Below are 22,224 nucleotides of genomic sequence, written 5' to 3'. Positions count from 1 at the left end.
GAAAGGGTGGTTGTCCGGATGGTCGAGTACCGCATCGACCGGCACAGTGGCGTGGCCACCTACGTCCAGATCGTCCAGCAGACCAAGCAGGCCCTGCGCCTGGGCCTGCTCGAGCCCGGCGACAAGCTGCCCACGGCCCGCGAGGTCGTCGAGGCCACCGCCATCAACCCGAACACCGTGCTGAAGGCCTACCGCGAGCTGGAACGCGAGGGGTTGGTCGAAGCACGGCGGGGGCTCGGCACCTTCGTACAGCGTTCGCTCGGCGCCGTGGCGGCCGAGGACTCCCCCCTGCGGGCGGAGTTGCACGCCTGGGCCGACAGGGCCCGCGAGGCCGGGCTGGACCGGGACGACGTGGCCGCGCTCTTCACTGCCGTACTCGACGAACGCTTCACCGTTCCCGAAATGCACTCCCAGGGGGACCCGTCATGACCGACACGGCCATAGAGGCGACCGCACTCGGCAAGCGCTTCGGCCGCCGTGGGCACCAGGCGCTGCACGACTGCACCTTCCGTCTGCCCACCGGGCGGGTCTGTGCCGTCGTCGGCCCCAACGGAGCGGGCAAGTCCACGCTTCTCGCCCTGGCCGCGGGTCTGCTGGCCCCCACCGAGGGCACGGTCACCGTCCTCGGCACGACCCCGGCGGCGGCCCGCGCACGCGTGGGCTTCGTCGCCCAGGACAAGCCGCTGTACCCGCAGCTCACCGTCGCCGAGACACTGCGCATGGGCGCCGACCTCAACCCCGGGCGCTGGGACGCGGCCGGCGCCGACCGGATCGTCACCGCCGGCGAACTCGCCCCGAACGCCCGCATCCGCTCGCTCTCCGGCGGACAACGCACGCGCGTGGCGCTCGCCCTGGCCCTCGGCAAACACCCCGAACTGCTGCTCCTGGACGAGCCGATGGCCGACCTCGACCCGCTGGCCCGGCACGAACTGATGGGCACGCTGATGGCGCAGGCCGCCCAGCACGGCACCACGATCGTGATGTCGTCGCACGTGGTGGCCGAACTCGAGGACTCCTGCGACCACCTGCTGCTGATCGGCGGCGGCCGGGTCCGGCTGGGGGGCGAGATCGACGGCCTGCTGGCCGCCCACGCGCGCGTGTCCGCACCCGCGCAGACCGACCTGGCCCCGCACACCGTCGTCGAGTCCCGCACCACCGGCCGCCAGCTCAGCGCGCTGATCCGCCCGGCGGGCCCGTCGGCCGGCGACTGGCGCACCAGCACGCCCACCCTGGAAGAGCTCGTCCTCGCCTATCTGCGCAACCCCGAGGCTCCCGGCCTGACGCCCGTCCCGGAGCGGACCGAGGAGACCGTCGCGTGACCACCCCGACCACCCCGACCACCCCGACCACTCCAGCCACCCCGACCACTCCAGCCACCCCGGTCGCAACGGCCACATCGGCGGCCGTGGCCGCGGCCGTTCCGCCCCGCCCGCGCCTCGCCCGCTGGCTCCTGCGCCTGCACCGCCCCGCCCTGTACGTCTGGGCCGGGCTGGTGACCGTACTCGCCGCCGCCTCCCTCACGCTGTGGGGGTCCCTCGCCGACGCCGCGGCGAGGGGCTGGCGGCAGTACAACGCGTGCTCCATCGAGTCGCCGACCTGCTCCTACGACCAGGACGCGATCCTGCTGTACAAGGACGTCTACGGCTACTCCACCCTCGCCCTCACCGCGCTCCCCTTCCTCCTGGCCGCATGGGCGGGCGGCTCCCTCGTCGGCCGGGACATGGAGAACGGCACCGCACAGCTCACCTGGGCCCAGGCCGTCTCCCCGGCACGCTGGCTGACCGCCAAGCTGGCCGTGCCCGCCGCGGCGGTCAGCGTGGGCGCGAGCCTGCTGTCCGTGCTGCACCGCCTGGCCTGGTCGGCGAGCCGGGGCCGTATCGACACCGCGGACAACTGGCACGACACCTGGACCTTCCACGCCAACGGCCCCACCACGGTCGCGTTCGCCCTGTGCGGGCTGGCCGCCGGCGCCCTCGCGGGCCTGTTGCTGCGCCGCACGCTGCCCGCGCTCGTCCTCGGCGTCCTGTCCACGGCCGCCCTCTGGGGCCTCGCCCAGTCGGCCATGCCGTACCTGTGGCCCGCCGACACCGACGTGAACTCTCTTGGCGCGGGCTACCCGGGCGGAGGCCTCGAGGTCGACTCGGGCCTCGTCACCTCCAGCGGCGCGCACATCGCGGACCCCGGCTGCGGACCCTCCCAGTTCAGGGGCTGCACGGAGGTGTACGAGCGGCTCGACGCGACCGGCTTCTACACCACGTACCACCCCGCCTCCCACTACTGGCCGCTCCAGCTCACCACCACCGCGCTGGTCCTGGCCATGACCGGTCTGCTCGTCGCGGCGGCGTTCCTGGTGCTGCGGCGCGGCACCGGAACCGCCCGGGCCGGCACAGGGCTCGTCTCCGGCACGGCTCGATCCCGCACGGAGGTGTCCCGCGTGAACTCCGCCGTCATCGGGGGACTGCCCCGCACGGTCCTACGGCTGCACCGAGCGGCCCTGCTCTTCTGGGGCGCGTTCGTGGTGGCCGTGATCGGCTGGCTGAAGTGGGTCACGGAGGTCACCGCGGCCTCCGTGCGGGCCATCGACGTGGAGAACTGCGACCCGGTCCACGACATGTGCAGCGTCCCGTACGCCGCCTACCAGTACAGCGAGGGGATCGGCTACGCCGGCTGGCTCGTCTGTTACAGCTTCCTCGCCGTCGCCACCTTCGCCGGGGGCGCGCTGATCGGCCGCGAGCTGGAGAACGGCACCGCGCAGCTGGCCTGGACGCAGGGCGTGACCCCGACCCGCTGGCTGGCCGCCAAGCTCGCCGTGCCGGCGGTGGTGCTCACGCTCGGGGGCACGGTCCTGGTGGCGGCGTTCCGCTGGGGCTGGGAGGCCAACCCCGACTGGATGACGGGCGACGGCTGGGCCTTCGCCGACGTGTTCGTGGCACGCGGCCCGGCGACGGTGGCGTACTCCCTGTGCGCCCTCGCGGTCGGCACGCTCACCGCGCTCGCACTGCGCCGCACGCTGCCCGCCCTGGGCGTGTCGTTCGCCGTGATGTGGCTGCTCAACCTCGTCCTGGAGCACCTCCGCGACGCCTTCTGGCCGACGGTCACCCGCACCTCGGCGCAGCGGATCGTGCTGCCGAACAACGTGTGGCAGGTGAAGGAAGGGCACAACGCCGACGGTTACTACGCCACCTTCCACCCCGCGTCCCATTTCTGGCCCCTGCACCTCGTGGAGACCGGCATCGTCCTCGCCGTCGCCACCGCGGCCACCTTCGCCGCCTTCGCCCTCCTGCGCCGCCGCACGGCCTGACCCCAGGAGCGACCGGATCCGCGTACGTCCCTCCGCAGGGGGGAGGGACGTACGCGCCCTCCCCCAGAAGGCCTCCCCCGGGGGCCTCCCCCGGAAGGCAACCCCGGGAAGCACTCCCGGAAGGCACCCCGGGAAGCCACCCAGAAAGCGCACCCCCGAGAGCGCGCCCAAAATGCCCCTCCACGCGCGCGTGCACCCCCGCGAGCCGTCCGCCGATATCCCGAACGCCATGTCTCCGTAACCATCGGTTCAGACGAACTTGCGACGCTCAGTCAATGAACCCCGTCGCGCCTGAGCCCTCGCCGCCCCCCGAGGGAAACGCCGCCACGCTCCCGCCCGCAGCTTCCGACGCGCCCGTCTCGCTGCTGGCGCGGAAGAATGGGTCCATGAGCCAGCAGAACACCCAGGCACAGGTCCAGCACCCGCAGCCCTCCGTGGGCTCCATAGCCGCGCACCGCCCGCACACCGTCGCGGCCGCGGTCTCCGACCTCGAACCCGACATCGATGCCGACCTCGACGCGTACGAGGAGTCGCAGCAGGGCGGGGTCCAGCTGCCGCAGGGTCGTTTCCTCGACCGGGAGCGCAGCTGGCTCGCGTTCAACGAGCGTGTCCTGGAACTCGCCGAGGACCCCAACACCCCCCTCCTCGAACGAGCGAACTTCCTCGCGATCTTCGCCAGCAACCTGGACGAGTTCTTCATGGTCCGGGTGGCCGGTCTGAAGCGCCGTATCGCCACGGGGGTCGCCACGCGCTCCGCCTCCGGCCTCCAGCCGCGCGAGGTGCTGGAGATGATCTGGGCCCGCTCGCGCGAGCTGATGGCCCGGCACTCCGCCTGCTACCACGAGGACGTCGCCCCCGCCCTCGCGGAGGAGGGCATCCACCTGGTCCGCTGGAGCGAGCTGACGGAGAAGGAGCAGGCGCGCCTCTTCACGCTCTTCCGGCACCAGATCTTCCCGGTCCTGACCCCGTTGGCGGTCGACCCCGCGCACCCCTTCCCGTACATCTCGGGTCTCTCGCTCAACCTCGCGGTCATCGTCCGCAACCCCGTCAGCGGCCACAAGCACTTCGCGCGGGTGAAGGTGCCGCCGCTGCTGTCCCGCTTCCTGGAGAGCTCCCCGGGCCGCTACGTCCCCGTCGAGGACGTCATCGGCGCGCACCTGGAGGAGCTGTTCCCGGGCATGGAGGTCCTGGAACACCACGCCTTCCGGCTCACCCGCAACGAGGACCTGGAGGTCGAGGAGGACGACGCGGAGAACCTGCTCCAGGCCCTGGAGAAGGAGCTCATGCGGCGCCGCTTCGGGCCGCCGGTGCGCCTGGAGGTGGAGGAGTCGATCGACCGCGAGGTCCTCGACCTGCTCGTGCGCGAGCTGAAGATCAGCGAGGCCGAGGTGTACCCGCTGCCGGGTCCCCTGGACCTCACGGGCCTCTTCCGCATCGCCTCCCTCGACCGGCCGGAGCTGAAGTACCCGAAGTTCGTCGCCGGCACCCACCGCGACCTCGCCGAGGTCGAGTCGGCGTCCGCGCCGGACATCTTCGCCGCGCTGCGCACCCGGGACGTGCTGCTGCACCACCCGTACGACTCCTTCTCGACATCGGTGCAGGCGTTCCTGGAGCAGGCGGCCGGCGACCCGGACGTCCTCGCGATCAAGCAGACCCTGTACCGGACCTCCGGCGACTCCCCCATAGTCGACGCCCTCATCGACGCCGCCGAGTCGGGCAAGCAGGTCCTCGTCCTGGTCGAGATCAAGGCCCGCTTCGACGAGCACGCCAACATCAAGTGGGCGCGGAAGCTGGAGGAGGCCGGCTGCCACGTCGTCTACGGCCTCGTCGGCCTGAAGACCCACTGCAAGCTGTCGCTGGTGGTGCGCCAGGAGGGCGAGACGCTGCGGCGCTACAGCCACGTCGGCACCGGCAACTACCACCCGAAGACGGCCCGCCTGTACGAGGACCTGGGCCTGCTGACGGCGGACCCGCAGGTCGGCGCGGACCTCTCGGACCTGTTCAACCGCCTCTCCGGCTACTCGCGCCGGGAGACCTACCGCCGTCTGCTGGTCGCCCCCAAGTCGCTGCGGGACGGCCTGATCGCCCGGATCGACAAGGAGGTCCAGCACCACCGTGCCGGACGTCCGGCGTTCGTCCGGGTCAAGGTCAACTCGATGGTCGACGAGGCGCTCATCGACGCCCTGTACCGCGCGTCCGAGGCCGGCGTGCCGGTGGACGTGTGGGTGCGCGGCATCTGCGCGCTGCGGCCCGGCGTCCCCGGCCTGTCCGAGAACATGCGCGTACGGTCCATCCTCGGCCGCTTCCTCGAGCACTCCCGTGTCTTCGCCTTCGGCAACGGCGGCGAGCCCGAGGTGTGGTTCGGAAGCGCCGACATGATGCACAGGAACCTGGACCGCCGTATAGAGGCCCTGGTCAGGGTCATCGACCCGGCGCACCGGGCGGCCCTGAACCGGCTGCTGGAGACCGGCATGTCCGACGGCACGGCGTCCTGGCACCTGGGCCCGGACGGCGAGTGGACCCGGCACGCGACCGACGGGGACGGCCAGCCCCTGCGCAACGTCCAGGAGATGCTCATAGACGCCCGGAGGCGCCGGCGTGGCACAGCAACACCTTGACCCGACGGACCCCACCACCGGGCCGGTGACCGGGGACGCCCTCGCGCGCTTCCTCCGGGGACAGGCCACGGAGTTCCTCCGCGCGCTGCGGCTGCACCGGGAGACCGGTGGCACCTCGGGCGGCGCGGAGGGGACCGTCGACGCGGCGCTCGCCCTGCGCCGCTCGGCCCGTCGCATCAGCGCCAGCCTGCACACCTTCCGCCCGCTGCTGGATGCCGAGTGGTCCGAGGAGATGCGCCCCGAGCTGGCCTGGCTCTCCGGCACCCTGGCCCTTGAGCACGCCTGCGAGGCCCGCCTCGAGCGCCTGCTGCTGGCGCTGCACCGGCTGTCGGGGGCGGGCGTACTGCCGGCGCAGCCGGACGGGACGGCGGGGCGTCGCGCCTCGAGCCCGGTCGGCGCGATCGAGGCGAGCCGGTCGAACGGCGTAGCCGTGGGCAGTCGTTCCGCTGGGGCGGCACCCGGCAACGCCGGCCCGCCCACCCCACCGCCCACCCCCGAACGCGGCAACCTCACCGTGGGCGCCGCCAAGGCGGGAGCCCTGCTGGAGCGCCAGCTCACCCTCGCCCGGACCCGGGCCCACTCCACCGCCCTCCAGGCCCTGGGCTCCAGCCGATTCCACGCGGTCGCCGACAAGGTCGCCTTACTGGCCAGCGAGGTCCCCCTGACCACCGCCGCCGCCACCGCCGACCTGCGCCCTCTCGCCAGGGCCGCGGAGGAGCGCCTCACCGACGCGGTCACCGCCCTGCCCCTGGTGACCGCCGGCCACCCCTACAACGCGGAGGCCCTGATCCACGGCCTGTCCCCGGACCCGGCCCCGCATCCGCAGGACGCGCCCTGGCACCAGGTCCGCCTGCTGCTGCGCCTGCACCGCTACGCCCTGGAGGTGCTGCGCGGCGGCAACTCCACCATGGACGTACGTCTGCTCGCCGCGGGCCAGTCCCTCAACCGGCACCGGGACGCCTCGGAGGCGGCGGCGGCCGCGGCGCAGGCCGCCCGGACCCCGCGCATCGCCCCGGCGACGGCGTACGCGCTCGGCGTGCTCCACGCCGACCAGCGGCACGAGGTGGAGGCGGCGAGGTTCGCGTTCCAGCGCTCCTGGCAGCAGGAAAGCGTCCGCACCACCTGAAGCGCCCTTACCGCCTGAAGCACCCGTACAACGTGAAGCACCCGTACAACCTGAAGCACCCGTACCACCTGAAGCACCCGTACCACCTGAAAGCTTCTGCACCACCTGAAAAAACGTCCGTACCACCTGAAGGAAACACCGATCTCCAGAGGCGGTGAACCCCGGTGACCGACAGGAACGACACCAACGACACCACCGTGCAGGCGGCCGGCTGCGTCCTGTGGCGCCGCTCCCCGGTCGACGGCGAGCTGGAGGTCTGCCTCGTCCACCGGCCTAAATACGACGACTGGTCGCACCCCAAGGGCAAGCTGAAGCGGGACGAGGACCCTCTTGCGGGAGCGCTGCGGGAGGTGGAGGAGGAAACTGGTTACCGGGCCGTGCCCGGGGCGGAGCTGCCCACCGTGCACTACGTCGCGAACGGCCGCCCGAAGCAGGTCCGCTACTGGGCGGCCGAGGCCCTGGAGGGTGTGTTCACCCCGAACGCCGAGGTGGACCGCATCCTCTGGCTGCCGCCCACGGCGGCGCGGGCCCGCCTCACCCAGCCGAGGGACCGCACTCTCGTGGACGCCCTGCTGAACCAACTGCACCTGGCATAGTCCGGGATCGCGCCGTGTCCTCGACGTAAGCGTTCCGTGACCTAACCACACCGTCTACAGGGGTTCACCCCGCGTTCATTTACGGCCTTCGGCGCCTTCACCTGATCTGCCTAATTTCGGCCTTACGCGGTGCGGACCGCGCCCACCCGGACGCGTCCGCACAACACAGACTTTCGCACGCCGCCGAATTCAGGACGGCGGCTCCTGGAAGGATCTCCCTCAGTGAAGCTTCAGCGCATGAACCGGCGGGCCCTCTCCCTCGGTGCTCTCGCCGTCTCCGGCGCCCTGGCCCTCACGGCGTGCGGTTCCGACGACACCGGCGGCAAGAGCAGCGGCGGCAGCGCCGCGGCCTCCGCCCCCGCCGGCAACGTCAAGTGTGACGACGCCAAGGGCCAGCTGCTCGCCGACGGCTCGTCGGCGCAGAAGAACGCGATCGACGCCTGGGTGAAGGCCTTCACGCAGGCCTGCAACGGCGTCCAGATCAACTACAAGGGCGGCGGCTCCGGTGCCGGCGTCACCGCGTTCACCCAGGGCCAGGTCGCCTTCGCCGGTTCCGACTCCGCGCTGAAGCCCGAAGAGGTCACCGCCTCCAAGAGCATCTGCAAGGGCGGCCAGGGCATCGACCTGCCGATGGTCGGCGGCCCGATCGCCGTGGCCTTCAAGCTGGACGGCGTCGACAAGCTCGTCCTGGACGCCCCGACGATCGCCAAGATCTTCAGCGGCAAGATCAAGACCTGGGACGACGAGCAGATCAAGAAGCTCAACCCGGACGCGAAGCTGCCGAACCTCAAGATCCAGGCGTTCCACCGCTCGGACGAGTCCGGCACCACGGACAACTTCACCAAGTACCTGATCGCCACCACCCCGGACAACTGGAAGTACGAGGGCGGCAAGGCCTGGACCGCCCCCGGCGGCCAGTCCGCGTCCGGCTCCTCCGGTGTCGCCCAGGGCGTGAAGCAGACCAACGGCGCGATCGGCTACATGGAGCTGTCGTACGCCAAGGACGGTCTGGGCACGGTCGCCATCGACACGGGCGCCTCCGCCCCGGTTGCGGCCTCCTCCGACGGTGCCACCAAGGCCATCGCGGACGCCAAGGTCGTCGGCACCGGCAGCGACCTGTCGCTGAAGCTGAACTACGCGACCAAGGCCGACGGTGCCTACCCGATCACCCTGGTCACCTACGAGATCGCCTGCGACAAGGGCAACAAGGCCGACACGCTGCCCGCGACGAAGGCGTTCCTGCGCTACATCGCCAGCGAGGACGGCCAGGGCGTTCTCTCCGGCATCAACTACGCCCCCATCCCCGCCGACATCATCGCCAAGGTCCGCACCACCATCGAGGGCCTGAGCTGATCTGAAGGTGCGGTCCGGAACCGGGAGACCGGGACCGGACCGCACCGTCCGGTGCACCGCCGCCAGGGGCCGCACACCTTTCCGGCCCCGCCCGAGCCGCTCGACGGAGCGGCTCCGCAGACCGGAGAACCCGATGGACATATCGACACAGAAACCACAATCCCCTCCCCCACTCCCGCCGCCGTCCGAGGCCGAGCAGAAGCGCGCGGCCCGTGGCGCCACCCGACCCGGTGACCGGATCTTCCTCGGTCTCACCCGTGGGTCGGGCATCCTGCTGTTGGTGATCATGGCCGCGATCGCGGTCTTCCTCACCTACCGGGCCTCCCTCGCCATCGGCAAGGACGAGGGCAACTTCCTGACGACCTTCGAGTGGAACACCGGCGCCGTCCCGCCGGTCTTCGGCATCGCGGTCCTCGCGTTCGGCACGATCGTCTCCTCGATCATCGCCATGGTGATCGCCGTCCCGATCGCCGTCGCCATCGCGCTCTTCCTCACGCACTACGCCCCGCGCAAGCTGAGGGGTCCCATCGCCTACGTGATCGACCTGCTCGCCGCGGTGCCCTCCATCGTGTACGGCCTCTGGGGCGCGCTGATCCTCGTACCGCACATGAACGGCCTCTTCGGCTGGCTCAACGACTACCTCGGCTGGACCGGCATCTTCTCCTGGGAGGAGGGTGCCCCGCGCTCGATGCTCACCGTGGGCATCCTGCTGGCGATCATGATCCTGCCGATCATCACCAACGTCAGCCGTGAGGTCTTCCGGCAGGTCCCGCAGATGCATGAAGAGGCGGCCCTCGCCCTCGGCGCCACCCGCTGGGAAGTGGTCCGCATGGCGGTCCTGCCCTTCGGCCGCTCCGGTGTGATCTCCGCGTCGATGCTCGGCCTCGGCCGCGCGCTCGGCGAGACGATGGCCGTCGCCACCGTGCTCTCCCCGAGCTTCGTCATCCAGGCCAGCCTGCTCGACCCGGGCGGCGGCACCTTCGCCCAGAACATCGCCAGCAAGTTCAGTGAGGCGACGGAGTTCGGCCGGGACGCGCTGATCGCGTCCGGTCTGGTCCTCTTCGTCATCACCCTGCTGGTCAACGGCGCGGCCCGCGCGATCATCGCCCGCCGCAAGGAGTACTCGGGGGCCAACGCATGAGCAACGCACTTGTCGCCGACAAGCGCCCCAGCACCCTGCAAGGCGCCCGCCTGCCGAAGTGGTCCCCCTGGGCCATCGCCGCCGGTTCCCTCGCCCTCGCGGTCGGCATCGGCCTCGCCGCCGGGCTGGACAGCGAGGTCCAGTGGGGCCTCATCGCCGGCCTGCTGTTCCTCGTCGGGACGTACGGCATCGCCGCGCGCGTCGAGGGCCGCCGCCAGGCCAAGGACCGCATCGCGACCGGTCTCGTCTGGGTCGCCTTCCTGCTCGCCGTCGTCCCGCTGGTCTCCCTGCTCTGGACCACCATCCAGCGCGGTGTGAAGGTCCTCGACGTCTACTTCCTGACCCACTCCATGGGTGTGGTCGCCGACTCCGAGCCCGGCGGTGGCATCTACCACGCCATCCTCGGCAGCCTGGAGCAGGTGGGTCTCGCCACCCTGATCGGCGCCCCGATCGGCGTGCTCACCGCGATCTACCTGGTGGAGTACGGACGCGGCAACCTCGCCAAGGCCGTCACGTTCTTCGTCGACGTGATGACCGGCATCCCGTCGATCGTCGCGGGTCTGTTCATCCTCAGCCTGATGCTGATGTTCGACATGCAGCCCTTCGGCTTCGCCGGCTCGCTCGCCCTCGCGATCCTGATGATGCCGGTCGTGGTCCGCTCCACTGAGGAGATGCTCAAGCTCGTCCCGAACGAGCTGCGCGAGGCGTCCCTCGCCCTGGGTGTCCCGAAGTGGCGCACGATCCTGAAGGTGGTCCTGCCGACCTCCATCGGCGGCATCACCACCGGCATCATGCTGTCGATCGCCCGCATCGCCGGCGAGACCGCTCCGGTCCTGCTGCTCGTCTTCGGCAACCCGTTCATCAACGCCAACCCCTTCGAGGGTGCGCAGGCGTCGCTGCCGTTGTACATCTATCAGCAGTACTCACAGAGCGCCGGTTCGACGGCGGCGTACGACCGTGCCTGGGCTGCGTCCCTCACGCTGATCGCCTTCGTGATGATCCTCAACATGGTGGCCCGCGGCATCGCCCGCTGGAAGGCCCCCAAGACCGGTCGCTAAAGCGACAATTTCCGGCTCCGCCGGGCGGGACCCCTTCAGCGACTGATCCTGGAAGTGACGTAATCATGGCCAAGCGAATCGACGTAAGCGGACTCACCGCCTACTACGGCTCCCACAAGGCGATCGAGGACATCTCGATGACCGTCGAGCCCCGCTCGGTGACGGCCTTCATCGGCCCCTCCGGCTGCGGCAAGTCGACGTTCCTGCGCACGCTCAACCGTATGCACGAGGTCACCTCGGGCGGCCGCGTCGAGGGCAAGGTGCTCCTCGACGACGAGGACCTGTACGGCGCCGGCATCGACCCGGTCTCCGTGCGCCGCGAGGTCGGCATGGTGTTCCAGCGCCCGAACCCGTTCCCCACGATGTCGATCTTCGACAACGTGGCGGCGGGCCTGCGCCTGAACGGCAGCTACAAGAAGAGCGAGCTCGGCGACATCGTCGAGCGGTCGCTCAAGGGCGCGAACCTCTGGAACGAGGTGAAGGACCGCCTGAACAAGCCGGGTTCGGGTCTGTCCGGCGGTCAGCAGCAGCGCCTGTGCATCGCCCGCGCGATCGCGGTCGAGCCGAACGTGCTGCTGATGGACGAGCCCTGCTCGGCCCTGGACCCCATCTCGACGCTCGCCATCGAGGACCTGATCGGCGAGCTGAAGGAACGCTTCACGATCGTCATCGTGACGCACAACATGCAGCAGGCGGCGCGTGTCTCGGACCGCACGGCGTTCTTCAACCTCGCCGCCGTCGGCCAGCCCGGCAAGCTCATCGAGATCGACGACACGGAGCGCATCTTCTCCAACCCGTCGGTCCAGGCCACGGAGGACTACATCTCCGGCCGCTTCGGCTGAGCCTCTCCGCCGGCAAAAGACCCCTCGCGGTGCTGCATGGCGGTGCCACCGCGAGGCCGAAAAAGGGCCCGCCCCCCGGCTCCCGGGGGGCGGGCCCGTCGCATACCCGCGATGGCTACAAGAACAGCACGTTCACGATCCCGAACGACACCGCGGCCACGATCGCCGCCGCCGGCATGGTGATGAACCAGCCGAGGACGATGTTCTTGGCGACGCCCCACCGCACCGCGTTGACCCGCTTGGTGGCGCCCACGCCCATGATCGCCGAGGTGATGACATGGGTCGTGGAGATCGGCGCCTTGAACAGGAACGCCGTGGTGAACATGATCGACGCGCCGGTCGTCTCCGCCGCGAATCCCTGCGGCGGGTCCAGCTCGATGATCTTCCGTCCGAGCGTCCGCATGATCCGCCAGCCACCCGCGTAGGTGCCGAGCGACAGCATCACGGCGCACACGATCTTGACCCACACCGGGATCGGGTCGCCGTAGCTCTCGGCATCGGCGATGACCAGCGCCATCACCACGATGCCCATCGTCTTCTGCGCGTCCTGCAGACCATGCCCGAGCGCCATTCCGGCCGCCGACACGGTCTGCGCTATGCGGAAGCCCCGCTTGGCCTTGTGGGGGTTGGCCTTCCGGAAGATCCACAGGATCGCCGTCATCACCAGGTAGCCGGCGAGCAGACCGACGACCGGCGACACGAACATGGGGATGACGACCTTCTCCAGTACGCCGTCCCAGTACACCGTCGTCCCGCCCGCGAGCGCCGCCCCCACCATGCCGCCGAACAGCGCGTGGGAGGACGACGACGGCAGACCGAAGTACCACGTGACGAGGTTCCACGTGATCGCGCCGACCAGTGCCGCGAAGAGGATGCCCATCCCCTTCGAGCCCTGGGGCGTCTCGATCAGGCCCTCACTGACGGTCTTGGCGACGCCGGACCCCAGGAAGGCACCTGCGAGGTTCATCACAGCGGCCATGGCGAGCGCCGCCCGGGGGGTCAGCGCCCGCGTCGAGACCGATGTGGCGATCGCGTTCGCCGAGTCGTGGAAGCCGTTGGTGTACGTGAAGAAGAGCGCGACGCCGATGGTCGCGACCAGTGCGAAGGTGTCCATGAAGGGCTCAGGACTCCTTGACGGCGATGGTCTCCACCGTGTTCGCCACGTGCTCGAACGCGTCCGCCGCCTCCTCCAGCACGTCCACGATCTGCTTGAGCTTCAGCACCTCGATCGCGTCGTACTTGCCGTTGAAGAGGTGGGCGAGCAGCTTGCGGTGGATCTGGTCGGCCTGGTTCTCGAGGCGGTTGACCTCGATCCAGTACTCGGTCAGGTTCTCCATGGTCCGCAGGTTCGGCATCGCCTCGGCCGTCAGCTCCGCGGCTCGCGACAGGACCTCGATCTGCTGCTCGACACCCTTCGGCAGTTCCTCGACGTTGTAGAGGACGACCAGGTCGACGGCCTCCTCCATGAAGTCCATGATGTCGTCGAGGCACGACGCGAGGTTGTAGATGTCCTCGCGGTCGAAGGGCGTGATGAACGAGGAGTTCAGCTGGTGGAAGATCGCGTGTGTGGCGTCGTCACCGGCGTGTTCGGCGGCCCGCATACGCTCTGCGATCTCGGCCCGGCCGGCGGTGTCCGCCCCGAGCAATTCCATCAGGAGTTTCGAGCCCGTGACGATGTTGTCCGCGGACGCGGCAAACATGTCGTAGAAGCTCGTCTCCCTGGGGGTCAGACGAAAGCGCACGTGGGGTCCTCAAGATGCATCGGTTTCGGTCAGGGTGATGCTAGGTGCATCATCCGGCCACGGGAACGGGCCGTCCATCAGTGTCGCCCATCGGGCAGAGTGACTCCGGCCAAGGGTCCCCTACCCGGCAAACTTCGCTAACATATACCCACCAGGGGTATATGTCTGCAATCTGTTCACCAGCTGCCCGCCGTCTGTTCACAGGAGGACGCCATGACGACCACCGAGGCCGGCGCAGCCGCGCCCTCCGCCACTCCCGATCACGACCGCGGGGTGCACGGGTACCACAAGCAGAAGGACGAACACCTCAAGCGTCTGCGCCGCATCGAGGGCCAGATCCGGGGCCTGCAGCGCATGGTCGACGAGGACGTCTACTGCATCGACATACTCACCCAGGTGTCCGCCTCCACCAAGGCCCTGCAGTCCTTCGCCCTGCAGCTGCTGGAGGAACACCTGCGCCACTGCGTCGCCGACGCCGCCGTCAAGGGCGGTGACGAGATCGACGCGAAGGTGGCGGAGGCGACGAAGGCGATCGGACGCCTGCTGCGTACTTGAGTCCTCCTGCCGTGCACCTGCGTCCGCCCGCCGTGCACCGGGATCCGAAGGGGCGCCCCCGGCTCAACCGCCGGAGGCGTCTCGCTCTTCGGCCACTCTCAGCACCTCGTCGATGCTCTCAAGACTGAGCCGGTCCTGGGCCGCGGAGGCCGCGATGATCAGGTCTCCGCACAGCTCGATCTCGGCGAGGGCCACGTGGTCCTGAACTGCCGTACCGCCGACCGGAGCCACGTGCATCACCTCTTCTCTGCCGTCACCGACTTCCTAGAGTAGGGAGCGGCCTACACACCGCGCATGGCACGGACGGGCTAGTTCTCCCGACCCTGGGGAAAACCCTTACTCCTCCCTCACTACTCGGCGATCCGCCCGGCGTAGATGTCGCCCGACTCCGGCAGCCGTACGTCGACGGAGGCCCCGAAGTCGTACAGCAGGGTCGTCGAAGCGACCGCCACGGCGCTCCTGTGCTGTCCGTTGACGAAGCTGAACCGGTGCCGGACTTTGCGGATGCGACCCTGGTCGTCGAGGTAGACGTCGAACGGGACCCGCGCCGTGGCGAACCCTCTCGCTGCCGCCGACAGCGATTTTCGGCCACCCTCAGAGGCGTCCTGCGCCGCCTCGGCCAGGTCGGCGGTGCCCCGGTAGTGCCGCACCTCGGCTCCCGCGACCTCCGTCTCGCCCACGTACGTCGCCGTGCGGGTGCCGCGCAGCAGTTCCGCGGCGGCGAACGGATCGGTGGCCCCGCCGGTCACCAGGTTCCCGTCGGACAGCGTCGCCGTCTCCACCCGCACCCATTTGTCGTCGGGCACCCCCGCGCCCCGGTGCTTCATGAACAGGGCGCCCGGTGCGAGGAGTTCGGTGATGGGCCGGTGCTCGGTCGCGCCGGCCGGGTCCTGCGGCAGCACCACCCTCAACCGCCCCAGCTGCTTGCGGTAGTCGTAAACGCCCTGGCCACGGATGGTCACCCGGGTCCCGCCGGTGGCCATCTCCATCGACGTACGGGCCTTGGACGTACCGGCGGCCACCAGCCGGTCGGCGGCGTGGCGCAGCGTCTCGACCGGGTTGCCCGCGGCGCGCGCGTCCTCGACGGCGGCCCCGCTGCCGGAGCACCCACCGGCGCCGGCACAGACGCAGGCCACCAGCCCCGCCACGACGACAGCCCCGCCCACCGTCCGTCTGTGCTGCCCCTGCCGCTGCGTCATCGCCCGCCGACCCCCAGCCGGTACGTTCGTCACGGACCTCCTGCCGTTCCGGTTAACGACGGGTAGGGAGCGCCGTCACGCGTGGCCGAAGGCTTGCACCGGACATGCAAGCCCTTTACCGGGGGTGGGTAGCTTGTCAGAGTGACGCAGCAGGACAGGGCGGCCCCTTCGCGGACCGACCAGGAGCACCGCACCACCACCGTCGAGCAGGGCCCCTTCTGCCTGGCTCGCTGTACCTGCGGCTGGCGCGGCCCGGCCCGCCGGGCGAGAAGTCAGGCGCGGACGGACGCGAAGACCCACACGACAGGCTGAGCCCCTCCATGGAACCCTGGGCGCCGAAGTCCCGTCTCGCTCCATGAGGCCGACGGAAGGCGCACGACATGGAACGACGTATTCTCATCGGGGGCGGCGCGGCCGCGATCGCGGGGGTCGCGACGGCCGCGTGCCAGGGCAACGGCGGCAGCGCCGACAACGGGACGAGTAGGTCCCACGCCTCACTGCGGACCACCGCGGCCACAGCCGCCGCCAACTGGGCGGCCCTCGCCCGAGACCTGGACGGCTCCCTGATCCGCCCCGGTGACGCCTCCTGGGCCACGGCCCACCAGCTGTACAACACGCGCTTCGACGCGCTGAAGCCGGCGGCGGTCGCCTACGTCGCGCACGCGGCGGACATCCGCACGGTCCTGTCGTACGCCCGCGCCCACAGCGTCAAGGTCGCCATCCGCAACGGCGGCCACTCCTACGCCGGTTGGTCCTCCGGTGACGGGCGCCTGATCGTCGACGTCTCCCGGCTCAAGGGGGTGCGCGCCTCCGGCAACGAGGCGGTGGTCGGCGCCGGCGCCAAGCTGATCGACGTCTACCGCGCGCTCGCCGCGAAGGGCGTGACGATCCCCGCGGGCTCCTGCCCCACGGTCGGTGTCTCCGGCCTGGTCCTCGGCGGCGGCCACGGCGTGGTCTCCCGGGCCTACGGCCTGACCTGCGACAGCCTCACCCAGGCGACGCTGATCACCGCGGACGGCAAGCAGATCACCGCCAACGCGACCGACCACAAAGACCTCTTCTGGGCGCTACGCGGCGCGGGCAACGGCAACTTCGGCGTCGTCACCGAGCTGCGCTTCAAGACCCACCCCGCCCCGCAGGCGGTCACGGGCTATCTGTCCTGGCCCTGGGCGAAGGCGGCCGCGGTGGTGAAGGCCTGGCAGGAGTGGGGCCCGAGCCAGCCGGACGAGATCTGGTCCTCCCTGCACCTGGAGAACTCGGCCGGCGGCACGCCCAGGGTGTCGGTCGCCGCGTTCTCCATCGGCACGTACGGCGAGCTGAAGAACGCCGTGGACCGCCTCGCGGACCGGGTCGGCTCCCCCGCGACCAGCGTCTCCCTGCGCCGCCGCGGCTACGAGGAGGCGATGGAGATCTACGCCGGCTGCTCGTCCTTCTCCACGGACGCCCAGTGCCACCTGCCGGGCTCCACACCCGGACGCTCCCCGCAGGGCAAGCTGGGCCGCGAGACGTACGCGGCCCGCTCCGACTTCTTCGACCGCTCGATCTCGGCCGCGGGCATCCAGACGTTGCTCAAGCAGGTCAAGGACGTCCGAGGCGGCGGGGGCAGCATCGCCCTCACCGCCCTCGGCGGAGCGGTCAACCGCGTCTCCCCCACCGCCACGGCCTTCGTCCACCGCCGCTCCCGCATGCTGGCCCAGTACATAGCCTCCTGGCGCTCGGGCACGACCGGCACGGCGGCCCAGTCCTGGCTCACGTCCGCCCACAACGCCATGAAGCCCCACGCCTCCGGCGCGGCCTACCAGAACTACACGGACCCCACCCTGACGGACTGGCGCAAGGCCTACTACGGCGACGCGGCAACCCGCCTGAAGCAACTGAAGACCCAGTACGACCCAAACCGCTTCTTCACGTACCCGCAGGCGCTGTAGGAGACGCTGAGCTGCGGGCAGCCGCAGCCCGTCCTAGCTGCGGGCAGTCGTGCCGCTGGGGCGATGGGGGTCCCCCCGCGCGAGCGAAGCCGAGAGTGGGGGAGGGTGGGCGCAGCGGCACCCGGCAAGCGCCGGCGAGCGAAACCCCGCCGCCCGCACCAACCCGGCGCACCTACGCGGCGAGGTCCCTCTCCTCAGCCCCCACACGCTCACCCCGCGCCCCCGAAACCACCGACCCCTGCCCCTCGTACGACCGCCCCCGAGCCCGAATCACCCACCCAACCCTCGGCGACCGCTCCACCGCCTTGGCCACCGGCGTCAACAAGGCCATCGCCACCGGAGACAACAGCAACGCCACGGCCGTCCCGAGCGCGAACCCCCCGACGACGTCCGTCGGATAGTGCACACCCATGTAAACCCGGCAGAACCCCTCAAGCAGCGCAACCCCTATACCAACTACCCCGAACCGCCGGTTCGCGACGAACAACCCCACCGCCATCGCCATGGTGATCGTCGCGTGGTCGCTCACGAACGAGTAGTCGGTCTTGCCGGAGACGAGAACCTCCAGCCCCTGATGGTCGAAGAAGGGCCGGGGCCGCTCCACGAACCCCCGGATCGGCACGTTCACCAGCACGGCGACAGCGGCAGCCAACGGCGCCCACACCAGCGCCGCCACCGACGACGCCGCATCCTCCGCGCCCCGCCGCCGCACACTCCACCAGCACCCCAGCACCAGCAGGATCATCGCGAGCAGCAGCCCGTACTCGCCCACGAACTCGACCACCCGGTCGAACCAGTGCGGCGCGTCCTTGGCGAGTCCGTTGATGTCATAGAGCAGGTCGACGTCGGGGTTCGACCCGGATTCGGCGAGTCCAGCCATGGTGCTGCGGCCCCTTCGTCGTGTTCTGCCCGGCACACATCACGCGTGCGCCCTTCCTGCAACCACCCCCGTGGTGCGTAGACCGTTTTCCGCGACCGTTTCCGTACGTACGACCGGCTACGACAACAGGAACGCACGCTCCCCGTTGATACGTTCCACTCTCCACCGAATGATCACTCAGACGTTATCGAAGAGAGACCCATCACTGCAGCTCAGACGGTGGGTTACCGCCCGGTTCAGACGTTCGTGGGGAGCGCTTTCGCGCCATCTTCGGTCACCCGGGTGGCGCCGAAGTACTTGCGTGTGTCGATCGGGTCGAACCGGATCACCGCCCCCGTCCGAGGCGCGTCGATCATGTACCCGCCGCCCACGTAGATCCCCACGTGGTCGATGGCCCGTGAGTTGTTCGGGTCGGTCGAGAAGAACACCAGATCCCCCGGCAGCAACTCGTCCCGCGAGGGGTGCGGCCCGGCGTTGTACTGATCGTTCGCCACGCGCGGCAGCGTGATCCCGACACTCTTGTACGCGGCCTGCGTCAGCCCGGAACAGTCGAACCGTCCGCCCTGCTCAGCGGTACCGGTGCCACCCCACAGGTACGGCGTGCCGAGCTTCTTCTGCGCGTAGTAGATGGCGCCGGCGGCCTGCTGCGAGGGATCCACCCGGGTGACGGGGGCGGCGAAGCTCTTCTCCAGAGTCGTGATCGTCTTCACGTAGTTCTGGGTCTCCCTGTACGGCGGAACGCCCCCGTACTTGATGACCGCGTAGGACCCCGCGTTGTAGGACGCGAGCATGTTGTGGGTCGGGTCGCCGGGCACGTTCTTCACGTACGAGGCGAGGGTGCAGTCGTACTTCGCGGCAGATGGAATCGCGTCATTCGGATCCCACACGTCGCGGTCGCCGTCGCCGTCGCCGTCGATCCCGTGCGATGCCCACGTCCCCGGGATGAATTGCGCTATTCCTTCAGCCTTCGCCGGACTCTTGGCGTTCGGGTTGAATCCGCTCTCCTGGTACAGCTGGGCGGCGAGCAGCGCGGGGTTGATCGCAGAGCAGAGGTTGCCCCACTTCTGCACGAGCGCCTGATACGCGGCCGGTACCGCTCCCTTGGCCAGCCCGACACTCTTGCCGCTCGCGCCGTTGACCAGGTTCCCGGCAACGAGGTACACGCCCACGACGAGCACCATCACGAAGCTGAGCCCCGCCGCGACGGCGGCACCCGCCACGATCCACGTCTTACGCACCGTCAGCCGCCCCTCGCCCACCGGGATTCCGCCCGCGTCAGTCTATGAGCTTCCCACGCGGAATCCCGTGCAACCGACGCTTTCGTAGTCGGTCGGGCTGCCCTTGACGTGGTAGAAGACCGCAGTCCAGTCCCCCGGGTCGTTGGCCACGGGAATCGCCTGATCGACCTGGCCTTTGGGGTAGTGGCTCTGGAAATCGTCGGGATACGTCAGTTCTACGTACTTGCCACCCTTCCAGTACTTGTAGATGTCTAGGGGCTTGCTCGTGTAGCCGATGTTCTTGCTCTCCATCATCACTTCGTACGGCTTGCCCGTGTCGGAGTCGATCTCGTGCGGTGGCTTCACGCCCACCGAGACGTAGTACGGCTCGGGCTTCGTCTTGTTGATCTCGGCGTACTTGAACCGGAAGGTGATCCTCGCCTGTTCTTTGACGGTGGGCGAGTCGGGATCACCGGCGTCGTCCACGCCGTACTGGAGCTCCTCCGGCGCGCTGACGGCCCCGACCTGCTTGCACGAGCCGATGCCGTGGGCGGCATCGCCGGGATCGGTCGACAGGGTCCAGTAGTCCCTGGAAATACGGTCGTTCAGGATGTAGTCCGGAGCCTTCTGCGACGCGGCGCTCGCAGTCGCAGACGTGGACGAGGACGTGGACGAGGACGAGCCCCCGTCCTTCGCCCGGGATCCTCCGCTCCCGTCCAACGTTCTCAGCACCACCGCGGAGGCCGTCCCCACCACCACCGCGACCGCGATGGCCACCAGCCAAGGCGTACGACGCGACCGGCGCCGCTCCGAGGCGGCCGTCGGCGTCGACGGCGCGAGCGTCGGCACGTACCCCGGAGCAACCGTCGGCACATAACCGGGCCCTGCGGTCGGCGCGTACGCCGGCGGCGTCGGCGCTCCGTGCCCTGGCGGAACCAGCCCGGCCGCCACGGCGGCCGCCAGGTTTTCCGGCACGGACTCGACGCCGTCGGCGAGCTGCCCGTAGAACGGATCGTCGGTCAGCGCGGAGGTCACCACACAGCGTGCGATGACTGTGTCCAGCCCGGGCCGCTGAGCGGGATCCTTGGCCACGCACTCCCGTATGAGCTCGGCCAGTTCCGGCTCGGCGCCGTGGGTGTCGATGTCTTCGTGGACGGCCCGGTACGACACCGCGTGCGTCGGCCCGGACCCGAAAGGCGGTCTGCCCGTCGCGGCATACGCCAGCGTCGCCCCCAGCGCGAACACGTCTGCGGCCGCTCCGACCTGATTGCTGATGATCACCTCGGGTGCGGTGTACCCGGGCGTTCCCGGTGCGAGCCCGGTCTGGGTCAGGGCCGTGTCCGCCGCGCCGCGGGCGATACCGAAGTCGATGAGCACAGGCCCTTGTGGGGAGAGGATCACGTTCTGCGGTTTGAGGTCCCGATGTGTCACGCCGGCCCGGTGCACGCTGGCCAAGGCCTCGGCCAGAGCCGCGAACAACCGCCTCGCGCTCTCAGCGGGCAACGGCCCCCGCTCCCCCACTGCCTTGCTCAGCGTCGGCCCGGGAACGTACTCGGTCGCGAGCCAGAGCGGCGCCGCATCCAACGACGCGTCGATCAGGTTCGCCGTGTACGCGCTCCGCACCGCCCGCACCGTCTCCACCTCGCGCCGGAACCGCGCCAGCGCCTCGGGATGGTCGGTGATCTCGTCCCGGATCACCTTGATCGCGACGAGCCGCCCGCCGGGCGAGCGTCCGAGGTAGACCTGTCCCATGCCGCCGGCGCCGAGCCGGGCGAGGAGCGTGTGTGCGCCTATCCGCGCGGGGTCCTGAGCCTTCAGTGCGTCCACTGAATGACCATGTCATACAGCTGAGTTCGGACGGCATGGGGCACCGATGCTCACGGATCGGCAGCCGCGTCCCCGTACAGCTCCGCCGCCTCCCTCCCCAGCACCACGCTGTACGAGATGTCGGCCGTGGCCCCGCCCTCCTCGTGCCCCCCGAGGACTCCGACGACCTCGCCGTCCCCGTTCACCCACGGGCTTCCGCTGGTACCGCCGGTGAAGTCGGGGCAGTCGATGCGCTGCTGGGTGGTGCTGTGGACAGTGGGCTTGTTGGTGCAGGTGATCGGGGTTTCACGGGAGTCGGGATAGCCGGTGACGGTCACGGCGGTGGCCCCGGTGGCCATCCGGGATGCGAAGCGCTCGGCGCCGACGACGTCCTCGACGCCTTCGTCGCCCTTCTCGGCGAGGACCGCGAACGCCACGTCGCTGTCCTCGTCCTGCCCCTCGGCCCACCCGTCGGGCAGGAACCGCCGTTTCACCCTCCACACCCCGTACGGCGCCTTCCCGTCCCGGTATCCGGGCACGAACACCAGATCGCCGTCGCCCGCCGCGTCCAGGCAGTGCGCGGCCGTGACGACGAGGTTGTGGTGCGGGCTGTGGACGACGGACGCCGTGCAGAAGTGCCCACCGGCTAGCCGACCGACCCGGTCCGCCCCGAACAGCGCCCCCACCCGCGCGGACCGAGCCGTCGCCGCCGCCACGACGGTCACCCCGAAGGGGCCTGCCCCGTCCCCGGCAGCCGCCTCGGACGCGGAGGTGACCGCCAGCAGCACGACGAGACAGAGCGGGGCGTACAGGCGGGCGATGCGCTTCATCGGGACCACTGTGGTCCACGAAGGTGAGAAAC

At 70.0% G+C, this 22,224-nt stretch carries 21 protein-coding genes; 13 read left to right on the top strand and 8 right to left on the bottom strand.

Annotated elements, in window-relative coordinates; translation table 11 throughout:
• Positions 1 to 18: 18 nt before the first annotated feature.
• The 10 genes from ACFYWX_RS11610 (at position 19) to pstB (ending at position 12,035) form a co-directional block, all read left to right on the top strand.
• Positions 19 to 429 carry a GntR family transcriptional regulator gene (locus ACFYWX_RS11610; RefSeq protein WP_389423786.1) on the top strand — a complete coding sequence of 137 codons (411 nt, stop codon included), beginning with the start codon at positions 19 to 21 and terminating at the stop codon, positions 427 to 429.
• On the top strand, positions 426 to 1,319 hold the full coding sequence (locus ACFYWX_RS11605) for an ABC transporter ATP-binding protein (RefSeq protein ID WP_389423785.1): 894 nt from the start codon (positions 426 to 428) through the stop codon (positions 1,317 to 1,319). Before ACFYWX_RS11610 ends, ACFYWX_RS11605 begins: the two co-directional genes overlap by 4 nt.
• Positions 1,316 to 3,301, top strand: coding sequence for a hypothetical protein (locus tag ACFYWX_RS11600; protein WP_389423784.1), 1,986 nt, complete (start codon positions 1,316 to 1,318; stop codon positions 3,299 to 3,301). Before ACFYWX_RS11605 ends, ACFYWX_RS11600 begins: the two co-directional genes overlap by 4 nt.
• Before the next feature lie 275 nt (positions 3,302 to 3,576).
• Positions 3,577 to 5,919, top strand: coding sequence for an RNA degradosome polyphosphate kinase (locus tag ACFYWX_RS11595; RefSeq protein ID WP_389423783.1), 2,343 nt, complete (start codon positions 3,577 to 3,579; stop codon positions 5,917 to 5,919).
• Complete coding sequence (locus tag ACFYWX_RS11590; protein ID WP_389423782.1) at positions 5,900 to 7,045, top strand: CHAD domain-containing protein; 1,146 nt, start codon at positions 5,900 to 5,902, stop codon at positions 7,043 to 7,045. The genes ACFYWX_RS11595 and ACFYWX_RS11590 overlap by 20 nt, the downstream gene beginning before the upstream one ends.
• A gap of 164 nt (positions 7,046 to 7,209) precedes the next feature.
• Complete coding sequence (locus tag ACFYWX_RS11585; protein ID WP_389423781.1) at positions 7,210 to 7,641, top strand: NUDIX hydrolase; 432 nt, start codon at positions 7,210 to 7,212, stop codon at positions 7,639 to 7,641.
• A gap of 222 nt (positions 7,642 to 7,863) precedes the next feature.
• Positions 7,864 to 8,994 carry a phosphate ABC transporter substrate-binding protein PstS gene (gene pstS / locus ACFYWX_RS11580; protein WP_389423780.1) on the top strand — a complete coding sequence of 377 codons (1,131 nt, stop codon included), beginning with the start codon at positions 7,864 to 7,866 and terminating at the stop codon, positions 8,992 to 8,994.
• Positions 8,995 to 9,127: 133 nt separating this feature from the next.
• On the top strand, positions 9,128 to 10,135 hold the full coding sequence (pstC, locus tag ACFYWX_RS11575) for a phosphate ABC transporter permease subunit PstC (protein WP_389423779.1): 1,008 nt from the start codon (positions 9,128 to 9,130) through the stop codon (positions 10,133 to 10,135).
• A complete protein-coding gene (gene pstA / locus ACFYWX_RS11570; RefSeq protein WP_389423778.1) occupies positions 10,132 to 11,193 on the top strand; it encodes a phosphate ABC transporter permease PstA in 1,062 nt (353 codons plus the stop codon). The genes pstC and pstA overlap by 4 nt, the downstream gene beginning before the upstream one ends.
• 65 nt (positions 11,194 to 11,258) lie before the next feature.
• Complete coding sequence (pstB, locus tag ACFYWX_RS11565) at positions 11,259 to 12,035, top strand: phosphate ABC transporter ATP-binding protein PstB (RefSeq protein ID WP_389423777.1); 777 nt, start codon at positions 11,259 to 11,261, stop codon at positions 12,033 to 12,035.
• Positions 12,036 to 12,150: 115 nt separating this feature from the next.
• On the opposite strand, the gene ACFYWX_RS11560 is transcribed toward pstB, so the two are convergent.
• Positions 12,151 to 13,149 (bottom strand): anion permease, encoded by a 999-nt coding sequence (locus ACFYWX_RS11560; RefSeq protein WP_389423776.1) that lies wholly within the window; start codon positions 13,147 to 13,149, stop codon positions 12,151 to 12,153.
• Between the two features lie 7 nt (positions 13,150 to 13,156).
• A complete protein-coding gene (locus ACFYWX_RS11555) occupies positions 13,157 to 13,777 on the bottom strand; it encodes a DUF47 domain-containing protein (RefSeq protein WP_389423775.1) in 621 nt (206 codons plus the stop codon).
• 213 nt (positions 13,778 to 13,990) lie between these two features.
• Here ACFYWX_RS11555 and ACFYWX_RS11550 point away from each other — a divergent pair, with 213 nt between their 5' ends.
• A complete protein-coding gene (locus ACFYWX_RS11550) occupies positions 13,991 to 14,332 on the top strand; it encodes a metal-sensitive transcriptional regulator (RefSeq protein WP_389423774.1) in 342 nt (113 codons plus the stop codon).
• A gap of 63 nt (positions 14,333 to 14,395) precedes the next feature.
• On the opposite strand, the gene ACFYWX_RS11545 is transcribed toward ACFYWX_RS11550, so the two are convergent.
• Both ACFYWX_RS11545 and ACFYWX_RS11540 read right to left on the bottom strand, forming a co-directional pair.
• The gene (locus ACFYWX_RS11545) at positions 14,396 to 14,569 is read right to left on the bottom strand and encodes a hypothetical protein (RefSeq protein WP_389423773.1); all 174 of its coding nucleotides are present in this window, start codon (positions 14,567 to 14,569) and stop codon (positions 14,396 to 14,398) included.
• A gap of 113 nt (positions 14,570 to 14,682) precedes the next feature.
• Positions 14,683 to 15,531, bottom strand: a complete 849-nt coding sequence (locus tag ACFYWX_RS11540) for a hypothetical protein (RefSeq protein WP_389424075.1) — start codon at positions 15,529 to 15,531, stop codon at positions 14,683 to 14,685.
• 141 nt (positions 15,532 to 15,672) lie between these two features.
• Between ACFYWX_RS11540 and ACFYWX_RS11535 the strand changes: the two genes are divergently transcribed.
• Positions 15,673 to 15,843, top strand: coding sequence for a hypothetical protein (locus ACFYWX_RS11535; RefSeq protein WP_389423772.1), 171 nt, complete (start codon positions 15,673 to 15,675; stop codon positions 15,841 to 15,843).
• 68 nt (positions 15,844 to 15,911) lie between these two features.
• On the top strand, positions 15,912 to 17,459 hold the full coding sequence (locus ACFYWX_RS11530; RefSeq protein WP_389423771.1) for an FAD-binding oxidoreductase: 1,548 nt from the start codon (positions 15,912 to 15,914) through the stop codon (positions 17,457 to 17,459).
• 172 nt (positions 17,460 to 17,631) lie between these two features.
• Here the strand turns inward: ACFYWX_RS11530 and ACFYWX_RS11525 are convergent, their stop codons facing one another.
• The 4 genes from ACFYWX_RS11525 to ACFYWX_RS11510 form a co-directional block, all read right to left on the bottom strand.
• Positions 17,632 to 18,339 carry a phosphatase PAP2 family protein gene (locus ACFYWX_RS11525; RefSeq protein WP_389423770.1) on the bottom strand — a complete coding sequence of 236 codons (708 nt, stop codon included), beginning with the start codon at positions 18,337 to 18,339 and terminating at the stop codon, positions 17,632 to 17,634.
• A gap of 236 nt (positions 18,340 to 18,575) precedes the next feature.
• Positions 18,576 to 19,583 carry an NlpC/P60 family protein gene (locus tag ACFYWX_RS11520; protein WP_389424074.1) on the bottom strand — a complete coding sequence of 336 codons (1,008 nt, stop codon included), beginning with the start codon at positions 19,581 to 19,583 and terminating at the stop codon, positions 18,576 to 18,578.
• A 36-nt stretch (positions 19,584 to 19,619) separates the two neighbouring features.
• Positions 19,620 to 21,383, bottom strand: coding sequence for a serine/threonine-protein kinase (locus tag ACFYWX_RS11515; RefSeq protein ID WP_389423769.1), 1,764 nt, complete (start codon positions 21,381 to 21,383; stop codon positions 19,620 to 19,622).
• A 50-nt stretch (positions 21,384 to 21,433) separates the two neighbouring features.
• On the bottom strand, positions 21,434 to 22,192 hold the full coding sequence (locus ACFYWX_RS11510) for a trypsin-like serine peptidase (RefSeq protein WP_389423768.1): 759 nt from the start codon (positions 22,190 to 22,192) through the stop codon (positions 21,434 to 21,436).
• Between the last annotated feature and the right edge of the window lie 32 nt (positions 22,193 to 22,224).

The sequence above is a fragment of the Streptomyces sp. NPDC002888 genome, assembly GCF_042888465.1.
Lineage (GTDB): Bacteria > Actinomycetota > Actinomycetes > Streptomycetales > Streptomycetaceae > Streptomyces.
The sequence above is the reverse complement of the archived record's forward strand: the minus strand, read 5'-3'. Positions and strand labels throughout refer to the sequence as shown.

Coding starts and splice junctions, on each gene's coding strand:
- ACFYWX_RS11610 (WP_389423786.1), top strand. CDS start 19: ATGGTCGAGTACCGCATCGACCGGCACAGTGGCGTGGCCACCTACGTC.
- ACFYWX_RS11605 (WP_389423785.1), top strand. CDS start 426: ATGACCGACACGGCCATAGAGGCGACCGCACTCGGCAAGCGCTTCGGC.
- ACFYWX_RS11595 (WP_389423783.1), top strand. CDS start 3,577: ATGAACCCCGTCGCGCCTGAGCCCTCGCCGCCCCCCGAGGGAAACGCC.
- pstC (WP_389423779.1), top strand. CDS start 9,128: ATGGACATATCGACACAGAAACCACAATCCCCTCCCCCACTCCCGCCG.
- pstA (WP_389423778.1), top strand. CDS start 10,132: ATGAGCAACGCACTTGTCGCCGACAAGCGCCCCAGCACCCTGCAAGGC.
- pstB (WP_389423777.1), top strand. CDS start 11,259: ATGGCCAAGCGAATCGACGTAAGCGGACTCACCGCCTACTACGGCTCC.
- ACFYWX_RS11560 (WP_389423776.1), bottom strand. CDS start 13,149: ATGGACACCTTCGCACTGGTCGCGACCATCGGCGTCGCGCTCTTCTTC.
- ACFYWX_RS11550 (WP_389423774.1), top strand. CDS start 13,991: ATGACGACCACCGAGGCCGGCGCAGCCGCGCCCTCCGCCACTCCCGAT.
- ACFYWX_RS11545 (WP_389423773.1), bottom strand. CDS start 14,569: ATGCACGTGGCTCCGGTCGGCGGTACGGCAGTTCAGGACCACGTGGCC.
- ACFYWX_RS11540 (WP_389424075.1), bottom strand. CDS start 15,531: ATGACGCAGCGGCAGGGGCAGCACAGACGGACGGTGGGCGGGGCTGTC.
- ACFYWX_RS11530 (WP_389423771.1), top strand. CDS start 15,912: ATGGAACGACGTATTCTCATCGGGGGCGGCGCGGCCGCGATCGCGGGG.
- ACFYWX_RS11525 (WP_389423770.1), bottom strand. CDS start 18,339: ATGGCTGGACTCGCCGAATCCGGGTCGAACCCCGACGTCGACCTGCTC.
- ACFYWX_RS11510 (WP_389423768.1), bottom strand. CDS start 22,192: ATGAAGCGCATCGCCCGCCTGTACGCCCCGCTCTGTCTCGTCGTGCTG.